Source organism: Luteolibacter arcticus (genome assembly GCF_025950235.1).
In the GTDB taxonomy this organism is placed as follows: Bacteria; Verrucomicrobiota; Verrucomicrobiia; order Verrucomicrobiales; family Akkermansiaceae; genus Haloferula; species Haloferula arctica.
This window is the reverse complement of the sequence record NZ_JAPDDT010000009.1, coordinates 102,143-125,696: the sequence shown is the minus strand read 5'-3', so window position 1 is coordinate 125,696 and position 23,554 is coordinate 102,143. Positions and strand designations below refer to the sequence as shown.

The 23,554-nt window shown below is 63.7% G+C and carries 18 protein-coding genes; 4 read left to right on the top strand and 14 right to left on the bottom strand.

What is annotated here, in order from left to right; genetic code table 11:
* Positions 1 to 10: 10 nt before the first annotated feature.
* From nadD to OKA05_RS19120, 6 genes are all read right to left on the bottom strand, one after another.
* Positions 11 to 589 carry a nicotinate (nicotinamide) nucleotide adenylyltransferase gene (gene nadD / locus OKA05_RS19145; RefSeq protein ID WP_264488796.1) on the bottom strand — a complete coding sequence of 193 codons (579 nt, stop codon included), beginning with the start codon at positions 587 to 589 and terminating at the stop codon, positions 11 to 13.
* On the bottom strand, positions 586 to 1,332 hold the full coding sequence (locus OKA05_RS19140) for an AraC family transcriptional regulator (protein WP_264488795.1): 747 nt from the start codon (positions 1,330 to 1,332) through the stop codon (positions 586 to 588). The genes nadD and OKA05_RS19140 overlap by 4 nt, the downstream gene beginning before the upstream one ends.
* A gap of 282 nt (positions 1,333 to 1,614) precedes the next feature.
* Positions 1,615 to 6,150: a beta strand repeat-containing protein gene (locus OKA05_RS19135; protein ID WP_264488794.1), complete on the bottom strand. Its 4,536-nt coding sequence runs from the start codon at positions 6,148 to 6,150 to the stop codon at positions 1,615 to 1,617.
* Between the two features lie 209 nt (positions 6,151 to 6,359).
* On the bottom strand, positions 6,360 to 8,807 hold the full coding sequence (locus OKA05_RS19130) for an alginate lyase family protein (protein WP_264488793.1): 2,448 nt from the start codon (positions 8,805 to 8,807) through the stop codon (positions 6,360 to 6,362).
* A 77-nt stretch (positions 8,808 to 8,884) separates the two neighbouring features.
* Complete coding sequence (locus OKA05_RS19125; protein ID WP_264488792.1) at positions 8,885 to 9,793, bottom strand: M56 family metallopeptidase; 909 nt, start codon at positions 9,791 to 9,793, stop codon at positions 8,885 to 8,887.
* Complete coding sequence (locus OKA05_RS19120; protein WP_264488791.1) at positions 9,790 to 10,158, bottom strand: BlaI/MecI/CopY family transcriptional regulator; 369 nt, start codon at positions 10,156 to 10,158, stop codon at positions 9,790 to 9,792. Before OKA05_RS19120 ends, OKA05_RS19125 begins: the two co-directional genes overlap by 4 nt.
* 103 nt (positions 10,159 to 10,261) lie before the next feature.
* Between OKA05_RS19120 and OKA05_RS19115 the strand changes: the two genes are divergently transcribed.
* Positions 10,262 to 11,254, top strand: coding sequence for a hypothetical protein (locus OKA05_RS19115; protein ID WP_264488790.1), 993 nt, complete (start codon positions 10,262 to 10,264; stop codon positions 11,252 to 11,254).
* Between the two features lie 419 nt (positions 11,255 to 11,673).
* Here the strand turns inward: OKA05_RS19115 and glnD are convergent, their stop codons facing one another.
* Positions 11,674 to 14,418: a [protein-PII] uridylyltransferase gene (gene glnD / locus OKA05_RS19110; RefSeq protein ID WP_264488789.1), complete on the bottom strand. Its 2,745-nt coding sequence runs from the start codon at positions 14,416 to 14,418 to the stop codon at positions 11,674 to 11,676.
* 35 nt (positions 14,419 to 14,453) lie between these two features.
* Positions 14,454 to 15,290 (bottom strand): rhamnogalacturonan acetylesterase, encoded by an 837-nt coding sequence (locus tag OKA05_RS19105; protein ID WP_264488788.1) that lies wholly within the window; start codon positions 15,288 to 15,290, stop codon positions 14,454 to 14,456.
* 88 nt (positions 15,291 to 15,378) lie between these two features.
* Here OKA05_RS19105 and OKA05_RS19100 point away from each other — a divergent pair, with 88 nt between their 5' ends.
* Entirely contained in the window at positions 15,379 to 16,569 is a 1,191-nt protein-coding gene (locus OKA05_RS19100) for a rhamnogalacturonan acetylesterase (protein WP_264488787.1), read from the top strand.
* Between the two features lie 120 nt (positions 16,570 to 16,689).
* Here OKA05_RS19100 and OKA05_RS19095 read toward each other — a convergent pair whose 3' ends face one another.
* Entirely contained in the window at positions 16,690 to 17,862 is a 1,173-nt protein-coding gene (locus OKA05_RS19095; protein ID WP_264488786.1) for a 3-dehydroquinate synthase, read from the bottom strand.
* A gap of 58 nt (positions 17,863 to 17,920) precedes the next feature.
* On the opposite strand from OKA05_RS19095, the gene OKA05_RS19090 reads away from it, so the two are divergent.
* Positions 17,921 to 18,439 (top strand): NUDIX hydrolase, encoded by a 519-nt coding sequence (locus OKA05_RS19090; protein ID WP_264488785.1) that lies wholly within the window; start codon positions 17,921 to 17,923, stop codon positions 18,437 to 18,439.
* A gap of 129 nt (positions 18,440 to 18,568) precedes the next feature.
* Here the strand turns inward: OKA05_RS19090 and OKA05_RS19085 are convergent, their stop codons facing one another.
* The 5 genes from OKA05_RS19085 to OKA05_RS19065 all read right to left on the bottom strand — a co-directional run bounded on the left by OKA05_RS19085 (position 18,569) and on the right by OKA05_RS19065 (position 22,287).
* Complete coding sequence (locus tag OKA05_RS19085; protein ID WP_264488784.1) at positions 18,569 to 19,522, bottom strand: acetyl-CoA carboxylase carboxyltransferase subunit alpha; 954 nt, start codon at positions 19,520 to 19,522, stop codon at positions 18,569 to 18,571.
* 35 nt (positions 19,523 to 19,557) lie between these two features.
* On the bottom strand, positions 19,558 to 20,463 hold the full coding sequence (locus OKA05_RS19080) for a LysM peptidoglycan-binding domain-containing protein (RefSeq protein ID WP_264488783.1): 906 nt from the start codon (positions 20,461 to 20,463) through the stop codon (positions 19,558 to 19,560).
* Between the two features lie 15 nt (positions 20,464 to 20,478).
* The gene (locus OKA05_RS19075) at positions 20,479 to 21,015 is read right to left on the bottom strand and encodes a hypothetical protein (protein WP_264488782.1); all 537 of its coding nucleotides are present in this window, start codon (positions 21,013 to 21,015) and stop codon (positions 20,479 to 20,481) included.
* A 98-nt stretch (positions 21,016 to 21,113) separates the two neighbouring features.
* The gene (locus tag OKA05_RS19070) at positions 21,114 to 21,353 is read right to left on the bottom strand and encodes an acyl carrier protein (RefSeq protein ID WP_264488781.1); all 240 of its coding nucleotides are present in this window, start codon (positions 21,351 to 21,353) and stop codon (positions 21,114 to 21,116) included.
* Positions 21,354 to 21,444: 91 nt separating this feature from the next.
* Positions 21,445 to 22,287, bottom strand: coding sequence for a hypothetical protein (locus OKA05_RS19065; RefSeq protein ID WP_264488780.1), 843 nt, complete (start codon positions 22,285 to 22,287; stop codon positions 21,445 to 21,447).
* Between the two features lie 133 nt (positions 22,288 to 22,420).
* Between OKA05_RS19065 and thiH the strand changes: the two genes are divergently transcribed.
* Positions 22,421 to 23,554: a 2-iminoacetate synthase ThiH gene (gene thiH, locus OKA05_RS19060; RefSeq protein ID WP_264488779.1), complete on the top strand. Its 1,134-nt coding sequence runs from the start codon at positions 22,421 to 22,423 to the stop codon at positions 23,552 to 23,554.

Below are 23,554 nucleotides of genomic sequence, written 5' to 3'. Positions count from 1 at the left end.
GCCGCGGTTTTCACGCCGTATAGAGGTGCCGCTGCCGGATCAGATGTTCCACGTCCGGATCCAGCCACGGAAGCCCTGTTTGTCCCTCGGCCAGGGCCTCCCGTATTGCCGTCGCGGAGGCCGGATGGGTCCCTGTTAGGTAATGCATCTTCCATCCGGGATGTGGCTCCGGGTCGCCATCGCGGGCAAAGACGATGAACTCCACGAGTCCCGCCAGCCGTTCCGGCTCCCGCCACTGCGGCAGTGCTCGCCACTGGTCGGCGCCCATCAGCCAGAACAACTGCGCATCCGGAAATCGCCGCGTCATCTCCTCCGCCGTCTCGTAGGAGTACGACGGGGGAGGGCGGCTCAGGTCGAAGTCATCGACCTCTGCCCACGGTAGCTTCCGGGTCGCCACCCGCGCCATTTCCAGGCGATCCTTTGCCGGTGCGCTGACCACGCCCAGCTTGTGCGGAGAGGTGTGGCAGGGGAGAAAGCGCACCTCATCCAGTTCCAACAGGTTCTTTGCCCGCCGTGCGATCTCGATGTGGCCGAGATGGATCGGGTCGAAGGTTCCGCCGAATAGCGCAATGCGGCGCAGCTCGCTCATGGGTTACCGCGCTTTTTCATGTGGTCGCGGTAGGCTGCCGGCGGCATGCCCACCATGCTGCGGAACTGCCTGGTCAGGGCCGTCTGGTCGCCATAGCCGCACTCCAGCGCCACATCGGCAATGGCCATCGGCGTCTCCGCCAGCAACTTCGCCGCGTGGCCGATCCGCGCCTTTCTCACGAACTGCGTGGTGCTGAGCTGGAAGACCCGCCGCATCCGCCGCTCGAGCTGGGTGGGCGTGAGTTTGGCAATGGCCGCCAATTCCGCCGCGCGCAGCGGATCGTCCAGGTGGTCGCGCACGTGCTCCACCACCTTGGCGATTCCGGCCAGCTCGGCGTCGCCCTCGCGCGGTGCCCGCAGGTCGCGGGACACGGAGGCCAGCCCGATGATCTTTCCGTCGCTGTCATGCAGCGGGACCTTGGTCGCCAGGTACCAGCCTTGGCTGCCGTCGCGATTCAGCGAAAGCTCCAGTTGATCCACGATCTCGCGTCCGCCGACCAATACTTCCTCATCCTGCTCCCGATAGACTTCCGCCAATGCCCGCGGGAAAAAATCCTCCGCCCGCCGGCCGATCAGCCGCCGGGTGTCCTTGATGCCGGTGCGGTCGGCGAAGCCTTGGTTGACGGCCCGGTAGCAGCGGTCGGTGTCCTTCAGGCAGAACATCACGTCGGGCAGCACGGCGAATAGCCGCTCGCAGAAGCGCGGGGAGTCCACTTTCCCGATGAAGCCCGTGTCGATCGCCATGGCCGCGGATTAAATCCACCCCACACCGGCACGCAAGGGGGATCGGGGGTAGAAAAGGAAAGCCCCCGGACACTAGAGGGGGGAACCGTTCCAGTGTCCGGGGGCCGTGGTCCCAGTTGCCTGGGGGGCTGTGCAACTATCCCTTACGCAGAAGAGACTGTCCGATTCTCCCCGGGATGGCTAGTACGGAATCGCGTAACTCCGAGATTTCTGCCAGATGAAAGGCCGGACCCCTCGCGCGGCCCGGCCTTTCTTACCCGTTGTTGTGGACCCAGGAAATAATCAGGGGGCTTCGCTCACGTCGGCGCGGAGGAAGGCCTTTGCGTGCGGGTTGCCGGGGGTGCCCGGCAGGCGGAAGGTCCGGTAGCTCCAGCCGGGAGTCAGCCCGGGCATGTCCGCGGCGAGCGCGGGGGAGACCTCGGTGACATCAAGCGAGGTGAAATCGCCGAGCGAAAGCGACCCCTGGATCTTGTAGATGATGTCATCGATCGCAGCCGAAACGAGGTCGCCCGGACCATCGAAGTCGGCATCCGTTCGGACCGGCAAGGTGAGGGTGATGGCGTTCTCGACCGGTGCTCCGGGATCGACATCGGCAATGGCGAGGCGGGTCTTGCCATTGGCCGCGCCGCTGAGCGGATCGCCGTCGAGGCCGAACTCGACGATATTATCGAGGCCGTCGTTATCCGGATCCTGGAGCTTGCCGCTGTTGGTGCCGTCGAGGTCCATATCGGTTGCCCACTCGTCGTAGGCGGAGTCGGTGGGCACGGTGAGCGTGACCGAGAGCGTGCCGGAGACATCCTCGTTGTAGTCCACCGTGAAGGTGTTGAGGCCGACGACGACGGTGCCGTTGTCAGGGGCATTGGAGAAAGCTCCGGTGAGCGTCCCGGTGTAGCTGGCGATGACGACCCTGCTGCCGGCCGGCAGCAGGGTGGCGCCGAGGTCGGTGACATTGAGCAGGCCTCCGAGGTTCAAGTTGCCCGTCACCACCAGCTTGTCCGAAGCGAGGGATGTGGAGTTCGTTTCGAAGACGAGCGTGGCGGTGGCTCCGAGGTTGGTGGAGCCCGTGGCAAGGGTTCCGAATCCGCCGCCGCCGACGCCCGGGGAAATGGTGCCGTTGTTGGTGACCGTGCCACCGAGAGTGCCGGTTCCGTTGAGAGTGGCTCCGGCCGCGACCGTGACCGGCGACGCGGGGATCGATCCCGTCACGCTCAGGGTTCCTGCATTGACCAGTGTGGCACCGGTGTAGTTGCTGCCCGTGCCCGAGAGCGTCACTGTGTTGACGCCTTCCTTGGCGAATCCGAACGAGCCGAGGTTCTCGGTGATCGTGCCGGTGAAGGTGATCGGGAAATTATTGGCGGGATTGCGGGTGCCAGAAGTGAACGGAACGAGGACGGCATTGCCTTCCAGAATGATATTTGCTGGCACCGTGGCGAGGGTGGCACCGGCGTTTCCGGTAGCCGAGTTTTCGCGCAGCGTGATCGGCCAAGTAATGCCGCCGTCGACGCCTACGATGGTATTTTGGAAGAACTGGAAGTGAGCGTTGGGCTCAACGATGAAGGAACCGCCGCTGACCGGCGGTTCCGTGCGGGTGCTCACTTCCACCGCGAAAGTGCCTTCCTCGACGATGACCTTGCTGGGAACCATGGGATCACCATCAACGTCACCCTCGATGATTCCGGAAACGACGGTGACCTGGTTGGTGCCGCGCTTGCGCAGGGTGTGGCCGTCGAGGGCGAGCTTGGCGGAGCCGTTGCGAATGTCGAAGCGGGTGTCGCCGCCGACGCTGGCGTCGGCCTCGAGAGTGACCGACTGGTAGGCATTGTTCTGGCCGGCCCCGCCGATGTTCACCAGGGCACCAAGTCCCGATGGACCGTTGCCGGAAATGAAGAACTGCTTGGACCCGAAGTTCTGGCCGTTGACCGTCGGGTTGCCGGAAATATTGAGGGCGCCTCCGGCCTCCACCGTGACGGGGCCGGTGCCGAGTGAGGCGTTGTTGGTAATGCGCAGGGTGCCGGAGGCGACGGTGGTTTCGCCATCGTAGGTATTGGCCGCGCTGAGAGTGACCACGCCGCTGCCCACCTGCTTCACTTCGCCCGGTCCGCTGATCACGTTCGCCATCGTCGGGCTATCGGAGCGATTGAACTCGAGCACGGCATTATTCTTCACTGCGTTGGCTCCGAGGTTGCCGGTGGTACCGCCGTTGCCGACCCGCAGCGTGCCTGCCTCGATCCGGATACCATCGGCGAAGCTGTGGCCCTCGCTGGCGATGGTCAGAACTCCGGTGCCTTCCTTCAGCAACTCGCTGGTGGAGGAGATGGCATGGGATCCGGTGAGGAGGTAATTCTTGGTCGTGTGGTTGAAGTGGACCCTGGCCGCCTGCACGTTCGCGCCGCTGACGTCAACGGTGGTGCCGATGGCATTGTTGTTGAAGACGACGGACTCACCGCTGATGAAGTCGGTGGCGGTCGCACCGTTCGAGCTCAGCACCCAGTTCTTCGGAGACGACAGGACGGAGGTGCTCCATTCGCTGCCGAGGGCGCCGCTCCAGACAGGGAAATCGCTGGCGGTCACATTGAGCGCGATGGTATTGTTAGGAGCGTCGTTCACCAGGGTGGCTGCAAAGCGCGCGGGCAGCGTGCCGAGGGCGAAGGCTCCGACTCCGGAGCCGGCAAGCGATCCGTAGGTGATGAGCGGGTGCAGACCCACCGTCGGCAAGGAATCGCCGGTATCGAGATTCACGGTCACGCTCCCGGCAGCGCCCGTGGGAGTGAGTGCTCCGGCCACCGTGAGCGCGGGCAGGCTGGCGGTGCTAAGGGTCAGTGTCGTGCCGGTGCCGAGGTCGAGGCTGCCGCTGAGGGCCATGTCGCTGCCATCGGTTCCGGTGGCGTACAGTTGTCCTCCGTCGGCAACGATCACGTTGCCGGTGACCGCGCCATTGCTCGCGAAGGTGGCACCGGAATTCACCGTGACCAGACCGTCGGCGATGATATCGCCCACCATTTCGAGGATGCCACCATTGACCGTGGTGGTGCCGCCATAAGCCGTGAAGCCGCGCAGCACTTGCTTGCCGCTGCCGTTTTTCACCAGACTCAGGGTGCCGCCGCCGAGCACGTCTTGGAATTTCCCGGCGTAGTCGCCGTTGGCATTGCCGGTGCCGACGGTGAGGATCGAGTTCAAGCCGGCCGCGGCGAGGTTGGTGACCACGTGGTACGCCGCCGAGCTGTTGAGGCCGCCGATGGTTTCATCGGAGCCGTTGAGGTTGAAGGTGGCGATATTGGCACTGGTGAGCGAGGTGCCGCCGGTGAGCGTGAGATCGGAGGCATCTGGCACCTGTTCGTCGGCACCGAGTCTAACGGTCAAGGCACGGGCGGGGGAAATGGTGTTGATCACCAGCGGACCGCTCCAGTTGTTCGGCGTGGCGAGGTTGGTGTTGGAGAGATTGAGGATCGCCGAACTGTTGGCAAACGGCACCAGTTCGAGAGTGCCCGTGCCGGTGATACGGCCGGAGATGACCGGGCCGGTCGAGGTGCTCGAAGACGAGGTGAGGCGCGTGTTTCCCTGGAGGGTGATCGATCCGGTGATGTTGGAGGTATTTCCCAATCGGATCGCTCCCGGCCCCGCGGGATTGTCGGTGCCTTGCTCGGTGGATCCCACGCCGGCCACGAAGAAGTTGCTGGCCCAGTTGCCGCCGGCCACGTTGAGGAACGTGCTGCCGCCGGGATAGATGGTGACCGGGCCGGTGCCGAAAGTCGTGACGGGACCGGCTTGGATGCGGCCCTGGTTGATGAAAGTGCCGCCGGTGTAGGTATTGGCACCGCGGATGTCGAGGTAGCCGACGACATTCACGGACACGACATTGGGTCCATCGTTGGAAATGACGGAATCGATGCGCAGGTTGTTGCCGGTCGCGGCAAGTGGGGCATCGACGAGCGTGATTTCGCCACCGCCGTTTGCAGTGATGATCCCGCCGTTCACGATGTGCACGCCGGTCGAAGTGCTGGTGCGGGCGATGCCGCCACGGCTGCCGAGCTTCATCGTGCCGCTGACCGTGAGGGTGGTGGCGGCACCGCTGTTGAAGGTGAAAGAATTGAGGGTGGTGCCATTGGCCGCGGTCAGGGGTGTCGTGGTGCCGGTGTGGCGGTAGTTGAGGTTCGCGCTGGCCAGCGGGATCGCGCCGGCGGTGATGCCGGTATAGCCGCTGTAGGGGACGACATTTCCACTGCCATCCAAGCTGGCCCAGGCGTCGCCGATGAGCGCCCAGCCGCCGAGAATGCCGGCGGCATTGTTGGCCAGGCCTGAGCCGGTGACATGGATGTCTCCTCCCGCCTTGGTGAAGACGAGGGTCGAGCCGGTGCTGCGGGCGAAAGTTCCGGTTAGATTCAGAGTGCCCGCGCCGGTACCGGTGGCGATGCTGTGGTTGCCGGGGGACAGCGTCACGGGCAGGCCGACCGTCTGCGCGGTGGTGGCGTTGTTGGTGATGTTGCCACCGGTGAGCGCGGTGCCGGTGCCGGCGTTGGTGCGGTTGAGCACGATGCCGTTGCCGGTGATGTTGAAGGCACCCGCACCCGCGCTGAAGGTCAGGCCGAGGAATGCGGTCCCGGCGGGAAAGTCATTCTGGGATGCCAGATCCACGGTGCCCGCGAAGATCAGGGCGTCGCCTGCGACCGGGGCAACGTCGCCGACCCAAGTGGCTGGGGTTTGCCAGAGCGAATCGCCGCCGTCCCAAGTCAGGGTGGCCGCGGGCGCGGTGATCACGGCGAGCGAGGCGGCGGCCGTTAGAAGGGTGGCACGACGGGATGGAATATGGAGATGAGTCATGGAGGTGCTTGGGTTTTCGGGATGCGGGCGGCCTTCTCTTGGGAAGAGGCCTTTTCCTACACTGCCACCATGCTCTGGAGTGAATCTGTAGGACAGCTACTCGATTGAGTGGGCGGGCTCTTTTGTGCGTTCCGGGAGGCACTGTCCTGAACGAAAAAGCGCCGGGACCGGTTGGGTGCTGGCGCATCCACCGTCTCGAATGAGTGGTCTCACCGCCGCAGCCACAGCACCGGCTGGGTGATGGCGATGTTGCGCCGCACTTCCGCGTCCTGCGGGTCCGGCTCCAGCTTCTTCCACAAGTCCACGTAGCGCGCTTCACCGCAGGCGAGGCCGGCGAAGAGCAGGCACGGCTGACGCGCCGGCCAGCCGTCCCACGCCTGGACGTCGGGTGGGTGCGGCCAGGTTCCCTTGTCCGCCAGATAGGGTTGGAGGAAGGCCATCGCGCGCCGGATACCGCGACCGTCGGGAAGCTCGAACTCCCACAGGTTTTCCTCCGAGGTGGATAGTACTTGGCAGAGCGTTGCCACGTTATCGAGCTGGAAGATCGAGTAGCCGTAGGGCTTGGTGCGGGCTAGCTCCTGGGGAAAGCTGCCGTCCTCCGCCATCTGCAGCGGCACGAAGGCTTCCTTGAACCGCCCCCGACACTCGGCGAGCTTCGTTCTATCGTCGGTGAATTCCGCGAACACCGCGAGCTGCAGGAAATAGGCGACCGCGTGATTGTTCTTCGTCACCGCCTCTTCCTTGCCGTTCTTGCTTTCGGACATCCACTTCGCGTAATCGCGAAACCAAGTCCGCAGGCCCTCGCGCAATTCCGGCGTGAAGGCCGGTGAGTTTTCCATCGCCTTCACCGCCTTGGGGATCTCGATGAGATGGAGCGTGTCGATGATGCCAATGCCGCGTCCCGGCGTGACACCCGGGATCGCCTGGGCATACTTGAGGTGAGGGTTCATTCTCGTCGCGGGATCGAGGAAAAAGGCGTGCAGCAACGCGGCCGCCTTCGCCGGATACTTCGCATCACCGGTGGCCAGCCAGGCGGCGGCCAACGCGGCCACCGCGTCACGCAACTCGCGCATGGTGTCGCGGTGGGCGGTGAAGTTCTCCGGGTTGGTTTCACCGTCGCGCTTGATGTAGGGCAGTCCGTCCGGCTTCTTCGGATCGGGCCACCAGTAGTCGCCGTTGGAGTAGAAGTCGTTCGGGCCACCTTCGCTGAGCTTGGCACGGTGGGTGGTGATGGTGAGTGGCTCCCGCTTCAATGCGGCTTCAGCGGCGATCAGGATGCGCTCGCGATCATGGGCGAGGATCTCGCTGAAGTTCGTCTTTGGCGCACGCATCCAGGCCGGTCCGGTATCGGCCGTCGTGAGCGGCCGCGCGATGGCGGGCGCTTGGGAGATCTCGTCACAGCCGGCATCGAAGCGACCGGTGCGCGGCTGGCCATCGAGGTCGCAGCCGATTCCGGGAAACGCCTCCGCCGCCGCTTGCAAGGGACTGCCGGGTGATGGCCGCCACACGCCGTGGAGATCCCGAGTGAGCATCAGGTCGGCCTTGCGGACATGGTCGCCGGCGCGGTTGCTGAAATTCCCGGTCCAGCGGAATCCCGCGCCCTCGGTGCCCTTCGTGAGCACCGCTCGCTGGGGGAGGGAGAAGACGTTGTGGGCGATGACGATGTTCTCGGGCCGCAAGGTGCGACCGGCACTGCCGATACCGGCATCGAGCTCGATCGTCGCGCCGGGGGAGTCGGTGACCGTGTTGAAGACGATCGCCACGTTGCGCGCCTCGACGTAGCCGGTGGCGGGCCCGTTGGGGATGCCCGAAGTCAGCCGGATCGCTCCTTCGGCGACCGAGTCGATGAAGTTATTGGCCACCACGTGGTCATGGCCGATCACGCGGATGCCACCCGAGCCGCGCTTGAGGCGACCGAAGAAAAAGTTCCCTTCCACGCGGCAGCGATCACCGTGGCGCAAGGTGAGAAAGCCGGCGCACTCGCGGAAGGTATTCGCCCGGTAGATGTTGTCGCAGGACTTGTTAGAGATGATTTCGAGCTCGCCGTCGCAGCCTTCGAAGAGGTTCTGCTCGACCACGGTGCCCGACGATCGCGTCGCCTGGTGGCTGTAGCCGATGCGAATCGTTTCGCCGCCATTGCGTCCGAGGGGTGGCCGCGCGCCGAAGTGGTTGTGATCGATGCGATGTTGATTCGGGCTTTCCTCGACCTCGACTTGCACGGTGGGACCTTCCGTGGTCTTGCCGGAAAAGTGGCATTGGTCCACGCGATGGCGCTGGCCATGGAGATGCAGGAAATTCCGTTGCTTGCCGCCGGTGACCGCGCAGCCGGTGAGGCGATTGTCGCGGCCCTTCAGTTCGACGCTGCCGTCCTTGACCCACAGCCCGGCGACCACGAGGTGCTCGCCATCGATCTGGATAGAGGAGTTGTCTTCTAGCAGAACCATTCCGGCCGTGGCGGCGCGCAGGGTGATCGGGTGGTCTTCGGTGCCTTTGCCATGCAAGACGACCCGCTGGCGCTTCCACGAGCCGTCGGCCATCACCACGGTGTCACCGGCGGCGAGTGAAAGCCCGGCCAACTCTGCTGCCGAGGAAACACGATGCTCGGCCGCCTTGGCCAAGGTAAGGCAGAGAAGGACCGGAAAAAGCCGTCGAAACATGACAGCCCACCATCTCGCAAGAACCCATTCACGGGCCAGCTACTCGTGTGAGTAGCCGCGGCCTAACAGATGCCGCGTCAATTGCCGGGAAACGGGTCCGCATTGAGCCGGGTCCGGATCTCTTCCACCGGGATGGCGGGCTTTGCCGGTGGATCGGCGCGGCGGATTACGGCCAGTCCCAGCGCTGTCAGCAGCGTCAGCACCACCAGCGCGATCAAGGCCATGCGCGAGCCTTTCGGCACCTTGGAAAACATCCGGCGGACGCGCGCCTCGAGCCCGCTCTCGTGAGCCATGGCCAGCGCCGTCGCTGGCGAGCGGGTCGAGGCGGCGAGATCGCAGAGGACATTCGCATAGCGCTCCGCGCCCATGCCATCGGCCAGCACTTCCTCGTCGCAGGCATACTCGCACTGGTCGGCCAGGCGCTTCGCCATCCACCACACCAGCGGATTGAACCAATGGAGCGTGCAGGCCACCGCGCCGATCGCGCGGAGCAGGGGATCGCGCCGCCGGTGGTGCTTGATTTCATGCGCCAGCACGGCCTCGCGGGTTTCCGGCGGCCACTCCAGCCACGCCGGGGGGACGAAGACCACCGGCTTGAGGATCCCGGCGGCGACCGGTCCTGCGATGCCATCTAACAGGCGGATATCCACCAGCGCATCGCCGGCCTCGCGGGCCTCGATGCGTTTTGAATCCCGCCGCCAGCGGTGAAGGACGGCCAGCGCCGCGACCAGGCGGGTGGAGAACAAGAGCACACCCGCGCCCCAGATCCACGGCAGCCATGCCCCGATATCCAACGATCCTTCCTGAATGGCATCCGCGTGCGGCAGCACCTGCCACTCCGGCAGGAAAAACAAAAGCGGGAACACCGCCAGCAGCCCCAGCGCCAGCAAGGTCAGGCGGGGGTCACGAGCCTCATCCCGCCGGCCCGCGAACCACACGGTCGCGGCGGCGATCAGCGAAAACAAGATGGCGGTGGCGAGCATCATTGCGGATCGATCAGCTTGCGGATCTTCTCGATCTCTTCATCGCTCAGTTGCTGGTCCTTCGGGTCCAGCAGCGCGGCGACGAGCTTCTCTGGCTTGCCTTCGAAGAAGGTGGAGAGGAGCTGCTTGAGCGCGGAGCGCTTCGCCTTCTTCTCCGGCACCGCGGGGCGATAGACGTAGCGGCGGGAGTCCTTGCGAAACTCGACCAGTCCCTTTTCCATCATGGTCGCCAGCAGGGCTCGCACGGCGGAATAGGTCGGCGGCTCCGGCATCTCCTCCATCACTTCCTGGGCCGTCGCTTCACCCTTGCGGTAGAGGATGTCCATCACCTGCCGCTCGCGCTTCGCCAGACTTTCCGCATTGCTCATGGCAGGGAAATAGATCCATGCTGGAAAAACTGCAATTTAAATGTTGGAAAAGCAGCATAATGAAGTTGACGGGCAAAAGCTGAAATGCTGGTTTTTCAGCACCATGAAATGGAATGTGAACTCGATGGCGTCCCGCAAGCGGGGCGGGGGACTCTTTCTCGCAGCGACGGCAACCGCCCTTTGGCTGTCCGGATGTGCCTCGCAAGCTCCTTCCGGTCCACCCGGTCGCACCAATGAGGATTTTATTGGCGGCACTCCGGCGGCGACCATTCCCGGGATTCCCGCGGATCCGAGCACGGACGTCACGAACATCGTCACTGCGGGAAACCGCAGCGGATTGGGAGAAGTCGACCGCAACAGCATCGATGCGATCCTCAACAACACGGATAGGTCAAAGCCTGCTGCCTCAGCAGACTCCAAGCCTCGGCAAAGCAAGCCCCGTCAAAGGGCGGCAGAAGAGCGTCCCGGTCTTGCGACCGGCTTCGGCGAGTCCGTGAAATCTCCATGGAATCGTCAGGCATTCACCCGCGAGACCTCGAAGCCCGATGGCACCGGCGTGGTTTTCTACAACAACCGCGAGGGGATCGAGGCGATGACTGGCTCCAAATGGAAGATGAGTTCCCTCGAAACTGTCGCGGGCGAGAAGCTCGAGTGGGGTCTCAAGGGTGGCTTCGGATACCTGCCGACCTACAAGACATGGACCAGTGACGAGCGGCGTTTCGTGGTGGGAAAACACGATTCGAACTACTCCATCGTCCTGAAGAACCGCTGCAAGAGCCGGCTTGAGATTGTGCTCAGCGTCGATGGCCTCGACGTGATTGATGGCAAGCCAGCGTCTTTTTCAAAGCGTGGCTATGTGATCGCTCCCGACGAGACCTTGGAAGTGAAAGGCTGGCGCACCAATCCCGAAACGGTGGCCCGCTTCAAGTTCTCCACCGTGGCCGGCTCCTATGCGAATCTCGCCCATGGCGACCATCGCAATGTCGGGGTGATCGGCCTCGCGGTCTTCACCGAGAAGGGCGTCGATCCTTGGACCTGGATGCCGCGCGAGGTCAACAACCGCCTCGAGGCTGACCCGTTTGCCAAGGCTCCTTGAGCTTTTCGGCAGTCTGCGACCGTCGGACTTTGGCGGCATGAGTTGCATCGCGTGATTTTTCAGCGGTCAGCAGCTTGATGCGACGGGTGCCGCCACTTTGCTGCGGTGGCGGACGCGCCGCCATGGAAAGAAGAAAGGCGTGAGCCGTCATCCCCCCCGGAATTTCGACTCACGCCTTTTCTGGTTTTTCGCGGGAACCGTAAGGGCCGGTCCATCGTCTGAAGTCCCCCCCGGAACTCAGTGGCGAGGGATGGCAGCGCTTGGGTCTCCGCTGACTGAACGACAACCAAAAGGCCACCGCTCAGGTTCGTGAAAAATGTCCGGCAAAGAGGTTTTGGCGAGGAAGAAATGGAATCGATGCGAGAAACTTACTCACATCCATTCACAATCGCGTGTAAACAATCGATTGAAGCGATGCTTTATTGGTCTTTTTTGCCAATAAGGTCCTCGATGCTGTCCTGTAGACGGCTCAAAAGTGCCTCATCGGACACTTTCTTGCCGTCGCGGGTGGTGATGTAGATGGTGTCCATCGCCGCGCCCTTCTCGGTCGAGATCCGCGCGTTGGCCGTGTTCAGGCCGTGGGTATTGATGGCGTGGAAGAGATCGTGCAGCAGACCGATGCGGTCCACGGCCTGGATCTCGATCGCGGTGAAGGACGGGTGCAGGTTGTTGGAAATGTAGGCGCGCACCGGGAATTGCATCCCGTGGTCGTCCTTTGGCCGCAGCAGGTTCGGCTTGCGGCGGAAATAGCGGGCGTGCTCGTACTTCTCCAGCAGGCCGACCTCGCGCAAGGTCGAGGACAGGCGCTTGCGCAGGGCGAGGTCGGAGACCGGCTCGAAATTCGTGGTACAGACGCGGAAGATATCGAGGACGATGCCGTCAGCCCGGGTGAAGAAGTCCGCGGAAAGGATGTTCAGTTCCTCCGAGGCCAGCGCGCAGCAGATTTTCTCCAGCAGCAGCGGCCGGTCGTGGGTGGCGATGACCACTTCCGTGTAGCCCTTTTCCGGGCTATCGAGCCACTGGAGCGAGCACTCGAAGGTGTCTTCCTCCGCCTTCGGGCCGAGTTTCATCACGGCCTTCACGTGGGCCGCCACCGCATCGGCATCGCGGAAGCGGAAGTAGGCCTCGGGCATGCGGCGGAAGTGCTCTTCGACGAAATCCTCGTTCTCTTCCTTGATCTGGGCTTTCACCTCATCCTTGAGCGCCTTCTTCTCGGTGCGGATGGAGGCGGCATAGCGCTCCTTGCCCTCCTTGAGGAAGAGCCGGGTGCTGGCGTGGAGCTGGAGCATCAGGGTCTCCTTCCAGCTCGTCCATCCCTCGGAGTTGGTGCCATTGGAGTCGGCGTAGGTGAAGAGCAGCAACAGGTCGAGGCGGGCCGGGGTTTTGACGATGCGGGCGAACTCGGAAACCACATCCGGGTCCTCGATATTCCGCGTAGTGGCGAAGCGCCAGAAGGTCAGGTGGTGGTCCACCAGATACATGATGAGCGCGCGGCGCGGGCCGTGGACCTGGAGGCGATTGCAAAGGCGGACCGCCAGCATCGCGGAGCCGTCGGTGTGCTCGCGGACGTTTTCGGCGCGACCGGTATCGTGCAGGATCAGTGCGAGGTAGAGCGCGTAAGGATCCTCCGCCTCGTGGAAAAGACGGCGGTAGATTTCCTTCTTCGGGTCCTCGGTGCCGACCAGCGCGTCGAGCTCCTCGATGCAGCGGAGGGTGTGCTCGTCTGCGGTGTAGCGGTGGAAGAACTCGTGCTGCACCAAGCAATCGAGCGCGCCGAATTCCGGCAGGTAACGGCCGAGGAAGCCGACCCGGTGCATCTGCCGTAGCGTGCGGGCCACGTCGCCCTTGCGCTCGAGGATGCCTTGGAAGGTGTCGCGATTCGTCTTGGAATAGCGGAATGGGCGGTCGATCGCGTCGCGGTGGGCCTTGATCAGCTTGCGCATCGGCGGGCTCAGCTTGAGGCCGCGCAACTGACAGTGCTGGAACATCCGCATCATGCGGTTGGGGTCCTCCTCGAAGATCTCGTTACCCGTCGGGTAGATGCGTCCGTCGCGAGCGATGAAGCCGTCGAATTCCTCCCGCTTTTTCGGCCGTAGCATGAGGAACGACTTCAGCCCGGTGACGGCGGAGTCTTCGTCCTGCTCGATCTCGAAAGCCTCCATCAGCGAGCCGGTGTGCTGGTAGAGCGACCGGGTGTGCAGGTAGTAGTCCCGCATGAATGCCTCCGTGCGGCGGAGGATGCTGCGGTGGGGGTAGTTGAAATTCGTGGCAACCACGCCTTGGAGGCGCAGCGTGAGCTGCTCGCTGGCGCGGCCGGCCTGGTAGTGGAGCTCGTTGCGGACGCGGTTGAGGAAATCGTAGGAGGTCTCGATTTTCCGATAGGCGCGGGCGGTGAGCAGGCGGTCATCCACCAGATCGCGCAGGTCGGCGGAGCCGCGTTTCACCCGGGCGACCCAGCGGATATTGTGGTAGTCGCGCATCCCGCCGCAGCCTTCCTTCACGTTCGGCTCCTGGAGGAAGACGGTCTTCGAATACTTCTGGTGGCGGCTGCGCAGGTCCTGGCGACGCAGATCGAAGAACGCCTGCTGGCCCTTCGTCACGCATTCCTTGTCGAAGCGGCCTTGGAACTCGGTGAAGAGCTTCTTGTCGCCGGCGATCATGCGCGCCTCGATCAGCGCGGTCTTGTTTTCCTGGTCTGCCTTGGCCTGCTCCAGGCACTCCGCCACCGAGCGGCAGGCGTGGCCGACCTTGAAGCCGACGTCCCACATCAGATAAAGGATCTCCTGGATCAACGAGGTAAGGTCCTCCGGCAGCTTGTTAGACGCGCGGGGTAGCAGGAACAGCAGGTCGATGTCCGAGCAGGGATTGAGCGTGCCGCGGCCGTAGCCACCGACGGCGACGAGCGCCAGCACCGGAGCTTCCTTGCGCTTCGACAGGGCAAGGTCGAATAGCGAGCGCAGCACCACGTCGAGAAGCTCGGCGCGGGCGCTGGCGATTTCCAAGCCGCCGGCCCCGGCGCGGTGGCGCAGCTTGATGCGGTGCTCCTCGATTTTCAGGAAGCGCTTGTAGAGGGCGATCCGCTCGGCCGGGGAGAGGTGGCCCTGCACTGCCGGCTTGAGGGCCGTTTTCGCATGGGCCTGGAGGGTCTTCAAATGGGTGGACATCCGCTGAGTGCAGCCTGCGCCGATTTGGGCGCGGGTCAAGGCGGCGTGCCAGCGGCTTTCGGCAGGAACTTGGCCAAGGGATTGTCCGACAGCAGGTTGAGCCCGTCGATCACGGCGTGCGCGTTGAGCATGGCGCCCGCGGCGTTGGTGTGGGTGCCCTTGTCGGCGAAGAGGGCCTCCACCTCGGCGGGTTTCATCTCCGCGTAGCGGGTTCCGACGAGTTCCGCGAGGTCGAGGTAAAGCACGTCCTCCGCCGTGGCGCAGTCCTTCACCCAGCCGCGCCATTGATCCCAGTCGCGGACGAACTTGCCCTCGCGGTCGAACTTCTTGTGCGGCACTGGCGAGCATAGCACCACCACCGCCCCCTTCGCCTTCGCGGTGCGGGCGAAGTGCTTCAGGTACCAGCCGTAGCTGTGGACGGTTTCCACGCTGCCGTCGGGCTTCTTCACTTGTTCGGTTTCCTCGCCGATGCCTCTCACGGAGCCGCGGAATTTCCCGCGCTCGTCGAGTGCTCCGACATCATTGTGGCCGAATTGCACCAGCACGATATCGCCCGTCTTCATCGTCTTGAGGATGTCGTCCCAGCGGCCTTCGGTGAAAAAGGTCCGCGACGAGCGTCCGCCGATGGCGCGGTTCACGACTTGGATCTTGGTGGTGTCGAGCAGGGTGGGGATATCCTGCCCCCAGCCCCGCATCGCGCCCTGGTTCTTCACGGTCGAATCGCCGGCGATCCAGAGTGTCGGTAGCGGGGACGCAGGCACCTCTTTCTTCACCTGCGAGTCATCGACCACCGGCCGGTCGTCGTCGGCGGAAAGGAGGAGCGGCGCGGCGGCGAAGAGCACGAGCAATTGGCGGAAATGGCGCGGCGTCATGGTGGCAAGATACCCGGAGCGGTGACGCTACCCATTGCCCCGAACGGGTAATCTGACAAGCGGGCATGGACCGTTCCATGCTTTGGTCATGCGCCTGCCCCTCTTCCTCGTTGCTCCGCTTCTCGCCCTGCCGCTCCAAGCCGGAACCGGCCCGTGGAAATTTGACTTCGGCGGCGGCAAACCTGCCGCCGGATTCACCGCCGTGCACGCGAGTGATCGCTACGAGGAGGCGAAAGGCTTCGGCTTCGATCTGGTCGGCAAGCCGGTCGAGGAGGCCGATCACGTCACGGGAGCGGGCGGCTACTTCTTTTCCCTCGCCGTGCCGGAGGGTTGTTACGAGGTGACCGTGGTGCCGGCCAAGGGAGTGGATCTGACGGTGAAGTCCGAGTCACGGCGGCTGATGTTAGAGGCCGTGCGTGAAACCTCGCGGTTCACGGTTCATGTGCGCCAGCCCGCATTTCCGGGAGGCGCGGTGAAGCTGAAGGACCGTGAGAAGCCGTATCTCCACTGGGACAACAAGATCACACTGGAATTCAATGGCCCGAAGCCCGATGTGGATCGGGTGGAGATTCGCGTCGTGGAGGTGCCGGTGATCCATGTGCTCGGCGATTCAACGGTGACCGACCAGTCCAAGGAGCCGTGGAATTCGTGGGGCCAGATGCTGCCGCGTTTCTTTGGTCCCGGCGTTGCCGTGGCCAATCATGCGGAGTCGGGGGAATCGATCCGCAGTTCGCTTGGCGCGAAGCGGTTTGAAAAAGTCTATCGCTCGATGAAGAAGGGCGACTACGTGCTGGTGCAGTTCGGCCACAACGACATGAAGGACAAGCGGCCGGATGCGCTTGAGACCTATCGCTCGAACCTCGCGTCGATCGTGAAGCAGGTCCGCGAGTTGGGCGGAACGCCGGTGCTCATTACCTCGATGGAGCGGAAGGGCGGCGTGAAGAGCGACACGTTGGGAGGCTATCCCGATGCGGTGCGTTCGGTGGCGAAGGAGATGGACGTGGCTTTGGTAGATCTCCACGCGATGAGCCGGACGCTCTATCAGGCGCTGGGCGACAAGGTCGGTGCTGCGTTTCAAGATGGCACGCATCACAACAATTATGGCAGCTATGAACTCGCGAAGTGTGTGGTGGAGGGCATTCGCACGAAGATCCCGGAATTGGCCAAGCAACTGCGGCCGGAGGTGACACGCTTCGATCCCGCGAAGCCGGACAAGCCGGAGGATTTCCACTATCCGGCGAGCCCGATGAAGGATCTGACGAAGCCGGACGGGGACTGATGGGTGGGGTCGGTCGGAAGCTGGCGGCATTGGCCGCATGGTGGGACTTCCGATTTTGAGAGCGCAGGGATGCGGCACATGCCGCTGAAGTGCGACGGTCATAGACGCGCCGCTACATTTTTACGGCCGCACGCGGAGCGTGCGGACCACGCTGGCTTCCCGCTCGCGGAGCGAATCAAGGCAGGCATCGACCAAGCCTTCGTCGAGCGCGTGCACGTCCTGGCCAACGCCGGCATCGCGTAGCAGCAGCACGGTGAGTTCGCCGCCAAGGTGCTCGCGGAATTCCTCCAAGCCGAGATGAACGAAGCGGCGGCCGTTTGCGTCGCGGAGGTCGAGCGCCTCGTGCCACAGCGGGAGCTTGAGGCCGGAAATCACCTCGATGACCCGTTCGGCGACGCATTCGCGGAGCAGTCCGCAGCGCGCCGAGTAAAGCGTGTCGAGCGCCGCGCCGATCGCCACGGCGTGGGCATGGCTGAGCGTGAAGCCGCTGAGCTGTTCCAGCTTGTGGGCCGACCAGTGGCCGAAATCGAGCGGCCGGCTGCTGCCGGTCTCGAAAGGATCGCCGCCCTGCGCGATGTGCCGGGCGTGGAGCAGCGCGGATTTCTCGACGCATTCCTCCAAGGCGGAGGGCACCAGTGCGGCGAGGTTCTCGACCTCCTGCTCGATCCACTCGAAAAAGCTGCCGTCCTTCACCAGCGCCACTTTCACGGCCTCGATCAGGCCGGCGCGGCGGGTTTCCTCGTCCTGGCTGTGGAGGAAGGTGAAGTCATTGATGACGGCGAAGGGGACGGCAAAGGCGCCGATCCAGTTCTTCTTGCCGAAGCCATTGATGGCGCACTTCACGCCCACGCCGCTGTCATCCTGCGAAAGGGTGGTCGTGGGGAAGCGCACCAGCCGCACGCCGCGGTGGGCGGTGGCCACGGCGTAGCCGACGGCATCCAGGAAGGCCCCGCCGCCGATGACGATGACGTAGGAGTGGCGATCGATGTGCTGGTGGTCGATCAGACCCCAGACGCGGTGAACCAGCGCATCATCGGCTTTTACGGCCTCGCCACCGGGCAGAATGTGCAGGCCGCGCCAGTCGAAACCGAGGTCGGCGAAGTAAGTCTGGATCCGCCGGGCCAACTCGGGCCAGGCGTTGGCGACGCTTTCTTCGATGGTCACCAGCACCCGCCGGCCTTCGCCTTCGGTGAGGATTTCACCTAACAAAGCGTTGCCCGCCGCGAAGGCATCGCGCGTGAAACAAACGCGGTGCTTGAAGGTGACGGGGATTTGGAAATCGTGGCGCGACATCGTTCGTAACGGGCGAAAGGTGCCCTTGATACGCCCGCAAGCCAACCATTCTTCACTTATGACGGAACCCGAGACTTTGTTTGAAACCCGCTGGCTGGGCCTTTACCGGATCGGCCACTGGGATTTTGCCAAGCGACCGAACGCCGACGCTGCGGTCGGGATCCTGGCCGTGACGCCGGACGACGAGGTCGTTTTGATCGAGCAGTTCCGGATTCCGGTGCAGCGCAAGGTCATCGAAATCCCGGCGGGCCTGGTAGGGGATGAGGATGAATTCCGCGGGGAAGATCTTGCGGCGACGGCGGGGCGCGAGCTGTTGGAGGAGACGGGCTACCGCGCCGGAAAGATCGAGCTGCTATTGGCCTCGCCGACGTCGGCGGGGATGACATCGGAGCTGAGCCACCTGTTTTTCGCGACGGATCTGGTGAAGGAGCACGATGGCGGCGGCACCGAGCACGAGGACATCAAGGTGCACCTCGTGCCGCGCCGCGAGCTGCGGGCGTGGCTGAAGGAGAAGGAAGCCGCAGGCTATCTGCTAGATTTCAAGATCCACGCGGCGCTTTGGGCAGCGGGGATTTAACGTTGCGGAAGATCTGCGAGCTTTGGGCTGGGCGATGCTCTACGGGGAATCGACGGCGGTAGGCCCGTTCGGTCCGCACCCCGCCGGAACGACGAAGTCGTTCCGCTACCTGAGTATACTACGTAAAGATCACTTGCCTTCCCACTCACCGAAGGAGCGGAACTTGGCGTAGCGCGCGTCGAGGAGTTGCGCGGTGGTCAGCTTGCTCAGTTCGTCGAGATTCGACAGGATCGCTTCGCTCAGGGCGGCTGCAGTGCCGGTATGGTCGTGGTGAGCGCCGCCATTCGGCTCGGCGATCACGCCGTCAACCAGACCGAGCTTCAAAAGATCCGGAGCCGCGAGCTTCATTGCCTCCGCCGCGTCGGGTGCGTGCTTGCGGTGCTTCCAAAGGATGGCGGCGCAGCCTTCCGGGCTGATCACCGAGTAGTAGGCGTTTTCCAACATCAGCACGCGGTCGGCCACGCCGATGCCGAGGGCTCCGCCGGAGCCTCCTTCACCGAGAACCACGGCGATGACCGGGACCTTGAGCAGCATCATCTCCCGAAGGTTGTAGGCGATCGCTTCGGCAATGTTCCGCTCCTCCGCGCCGATGCCGGGGTAGGCGCCGGGGGTGTCGATCATCGCGATGACCGGCAGGCCGAATTTCTCGGCGAGCTTCATCAGGCGGAGGGCCTTGCGGTAGCCTTCGGGATGGGCGCTGCCGAAGTTGCGATGGAGGTTTTCCTTGGTATTGCGGCCTTTCTGGTGGCCGATGACCACCACTCGACGGCCAGCGATGCGGGCAAAGCCGCCGGGCATCGAGTGGTCATCGCCAATCCGCCGGTCGCCGTGCAGTTCACAGAAATCGGTGAAGGCGAGGGCGATGTAGTCGAGCATGAAGGGCCGCTGGGTATGACGGGCGATCTGCACGCGTTGCCAAGGGGTCAGGTTGTTATAGATCGTCTGGCGGGTTTCAGCCAACTTGGCCTCCATGCTGGCAATATCGGCGGACATGTCGATATCCTGTGAGACCGCTTTGAGGCGGAGTTTTTCCAGCTCGCGTTCAAGCTCGGCGATCGGCTTTTCGAATTCCAACAGTTGCATGCGTCGGTGAAAGTGAAAGTGGCGGCGGGGAGAGGCTAGGGGCCGGTGGTACGGATTTCCACCTCATTCCCGGGGCGGAAGAGCAGGGCGAGTTCCTCGGCGTCCTCCTCGGAGAGGATAAAGCCGGGGGCGGTGGTGGGATTGTCGCCGTCCTCGCGCTTGGCTGCGGGACGGAAGGAGCGGATCTGGAGCGAGGTCTTTTCGAGCGAGAAGACCTTCTCGGACTCGCGGTAATCCTTCATGCCCGGAGTGACACGCCGGTCGCCGTCGAGTCCGGACTTCGAGGAGATCTTGGTCGTCAGGCCGTCCTTCAGCGAGCCGACATCGGCGGAGAGCAGGGGATATTCCTTGATGAATTGGCCGCCCTTCCACAGCGAAAGCGCCTTGCGGCCGGGCTCGACGATCACCCGCAGTTCGAGCGGCATGACGATGAGTTCCTCGCTTGGCTGGAGGCCCTTGAGGTCCATCAGCCCGTTGAGATGCATGATGCAGTCGAGCGAGGTGTTGTGCTTGGCGGCGATGCCGAGGAACGACTCGCCGGGGCGCACGATGTGGATCGCCTTGCCGTCCATGTGCACGGCGGAAAGCAGGTCATCGAGGTTCATCTCGCCGACGATGCGACGGGCCTCGGGCGCGGCCTTCGAGCGGGGGTAAATGCTGACGACGTTGCGAAGGCGTTCACGCGCCTCCTCGAGCTTCCCGATGGCAATCAGCTCGGCGGCCTTTTCGAAAACCTTGGCGCCGGGGTCGATTTCGGGCAGGTCGGCGTTTGCCTCGGGCAGCGCGACCACCGGCTTGGGGTCGAACTGCACCGGCACCAGCTCCGAGAAAATCCCGTCCAGCGGTTCGTTTTGGACATGCCACACCAGCAGGCCGGTGAAGACGGTGACCGCAAGGACCACCGCGCCCGCCACCAGTTTGATCAAGGTCCAGAGACGCATTCGCGACGGGTTCTATCAGAGCAGGCCTCGCCTGTGGAGATCGAAGCGATTGATCGGCCACGACTGGCGGATCATTTCGAAGGCAAACTTGAAAACCGATACTTCCCACGCGTCGTCGACACCCTCGATGATCGCTTTGGCGGGGTTGCCAACGCGGCGGGCCTCCTCCAGCACACGGTCGCGGACGGCATCCAGCGAGTCGTGGACGATTTCCTCGTGGACCTTCCCGCTGCGGAAGCGGAAGCCATAGCGCAGGAAGGCGAGATCCTTGCCCTCCGCCTTGAGCTTCTCGATCAAGGCGTCCATTCGCTCGCGGGCCTTGTCGCCGAAGCCTTCGAGCTCGATTTCTTGCATCGAATCCGGGCGCAGGATGCGCGGGCGCATCGCCTCCACCTCGCCGGTGCGCAGGCGGATCTCACCCGTCCGATCCATCAGCTCGCTGAGCAACAGGAACTCGAAGCGGGTGTCGCCGAAGGTGTCGATCCGGCGGTCCGGCTCCAGCAGGACGCGGGTCGTCTCCAGCGCGTATTGGATGTTGTCGGGCGAGTGCATCGGGCGGCGGCAGCGTCCGCGATTTCCGGTCGTGTGCAAAAAAAAGGCAGACTCACCGGGGAGTCCGCCCTTTCGGGAAAAAGCGCGAGCGGCGGCGCTCAGCTCTGGGACTTGATGTAGGTCACCACATCGCCCACGGACTGGAGCTTCTCAGCTTCTTCGTCCGGGACTTCGATTTCGAACTCTTCTTCGAAGGCCATCACCAGTTCGACCGTGTCAAGGGAGTCGGCACCGAGGTCTTCGATGAACTTGGCCTCCAGGGTCACCTGGTCGGCGTTGACGCCGAGCTGGTCGACGATGATGTCCTTCACGCGGTCTTCGATGCTCTTTTCTGACATTGGGGTGTGCTTGGTAGTTGAAGCTGTGCGGGAGGGCTTAACGATCCCTTCGGACCTTGGCAACCCCGAAAAACGCTGGGATCTGGCAGCCTCAGGAGCCCGGCACGGCGGGCTTCGCGGGCTCCTCCGACTCGGTCACGTACTCGATCAGTTCGCCGGAAAAATTCTCCTTCAGGCGGCGCATCAGCTGCTCCGCCGGTTCGCCGTCTTCTTTCTTGAAACCGCCGTAGGTCAGGCCGTCGATCCGCAGCTTGCGCTCGCCGCCGGACGGGGTCTTGGCCCAGGTAAAGGCCAGCCCCTTGGTTTCCCATTTGCGCAGGTCGAGGCGGGCGAGATCGGCGAAGGGGACCTTGCCGCCGGAGGCCGGATAGAAGGCCTCGCCATCGATCGCGATCTTGCGGCCCATCGTGCGCAGCAGCATGAAAAGCGCGCCCAGCACAAGCACCAGGCAGAACCAGAAGACGACCCACTGCTCATTGATCTTGCGCAGCGTGAAAAGCTCCTCGGGTGCTTCCTTCTTGATGTTCGTTTGCAGGAGATAGTCGTTGAAGAGCTTGTCCTGCCCTTGGTCGGGCGCGGCCTTCATCGCCTCGTAGTCGCCGAGGATCTCCGGCCAGGGCATGGGCACCGGCGTGCCTTCCGGGACCGGAGTCGCGATGACCTGCTTCGATTCCTTGTCGATGTGCGTGAAATCGATGGTCCGCTTGGCGGCGTAAGCACGCCAGTCCACCGGCGTCATCTGGTCCTTCTTTTCCTTGAACTCGTTCTTCGCCTGCTCGAAGGCCTTCGAAAGATGATAGACGAGGTTTTGCTCGCGATAGCCCCACTTGCCGTCGCGGAAGAACAGCACCGAGAAGATGCCGAACATCAGCAGCATCGCCGCCGCACGGAGCAGGAACCAAGGGGTGGGTTTGCAGACGATGCGATCGGTCATGGGGCCGGGAGTCCGGGTGAGGAAAGCGGTCGCGCGAGGGATTGGCAAGCTCCGGCGGCAAGGCGCCCGATCCCGTCGCTCGCGGTATCCCGCTTTGACGGCGCGGGCTCCCGGTCCCATGCTTCCGCCGTCCGTGAGTTTTTCCGCCCATTTCGCCGCTGCCCTCGAACGCAAGTCCCCGCTGCTCCGCCGCTTCGAGCGGCTCATCGCGCCCGCCTCCGACCGTGATCTTGAGGCGCTGGCCCGGGAAAGCCAGCGGCTGACGCGCCATCACTTCGGCCGCACGATGCGCCTGTTCGCGCCGCTCTACGTCTCCAACGAGTGCGTGAACAACTGCTCCTACTGCGGCTTTTCCCGCGACAATGGCATCCTGCGGGTGACGCTGACCGTCGAGCAGGTCGTCCGCGAGGCGCGTTACCTTCACGGTCTCGGGTTCCGCAATATCCTGCTGGTCGCCGGCGAGCACCCGAAATTCGTCTCCGACGGCTATCTCCAGGAGTGCATCGACGCGATCAAGGGCCTCTTTCCGACCGTCGGCCTCGAAGTCGGTCCGATGGAGGACGACCAGTACGCCGAGATTGTCCAACACGGGGCCGAGGGGCTGGTGGTTTATCAGGAAACTTATCACCGGGAATCCTACGTCCGCCTGCACACCGCGGGGCCGAAGAAGAATTTCGATTGGCGGCTCGATTGCCCGGAGCGCGCCTACGCCGGTGGGTTCCGGCGCATCGGGATCGGCGCGCTGTTCGGCCTGGCCGATTGGCGGCACGAGGCGCTGTCGCTCGCCGCGCACCTCGAATACCTCTACAAGCACTGCTGGAAGGCGCAGTTCACCGTGGCCTTTCCGCGGATGAAGCCCTACGCGGGGAACTACCAGTATCAGCCGGACCCCGATTTTTACCTGTCGGATCGCGTGCTGGTTCAACTCGTCGCCGCTTTCCGAGTCTGCTTCCCGCAGGTGGGGATCGTCCTGTCCACCCGCGAGCCTGCGGCCCTTCGCGATTCCCTGGCGCCGCTCGGCGTGACCCACATGTCGGCCGGAGCCCGCACCGAGCCCGGCGGCTACACCGGTGCCGGCAGCGATGACCTTCACCTGACCGTGAAAGGCCGCCGTGTGGAGCTGGAGAAAGTCACCGGTTGCGAGAAGGCGACCGAGCAATTCAAGATCGACGACACCCGCAGCGCCGCGGAAGTCGCCGCGATGCTGCGGGTCAAGCAGCTCGATCCCGTGTGGAAGGATTGGGACGAGTCGATTCTGGCTCACTGA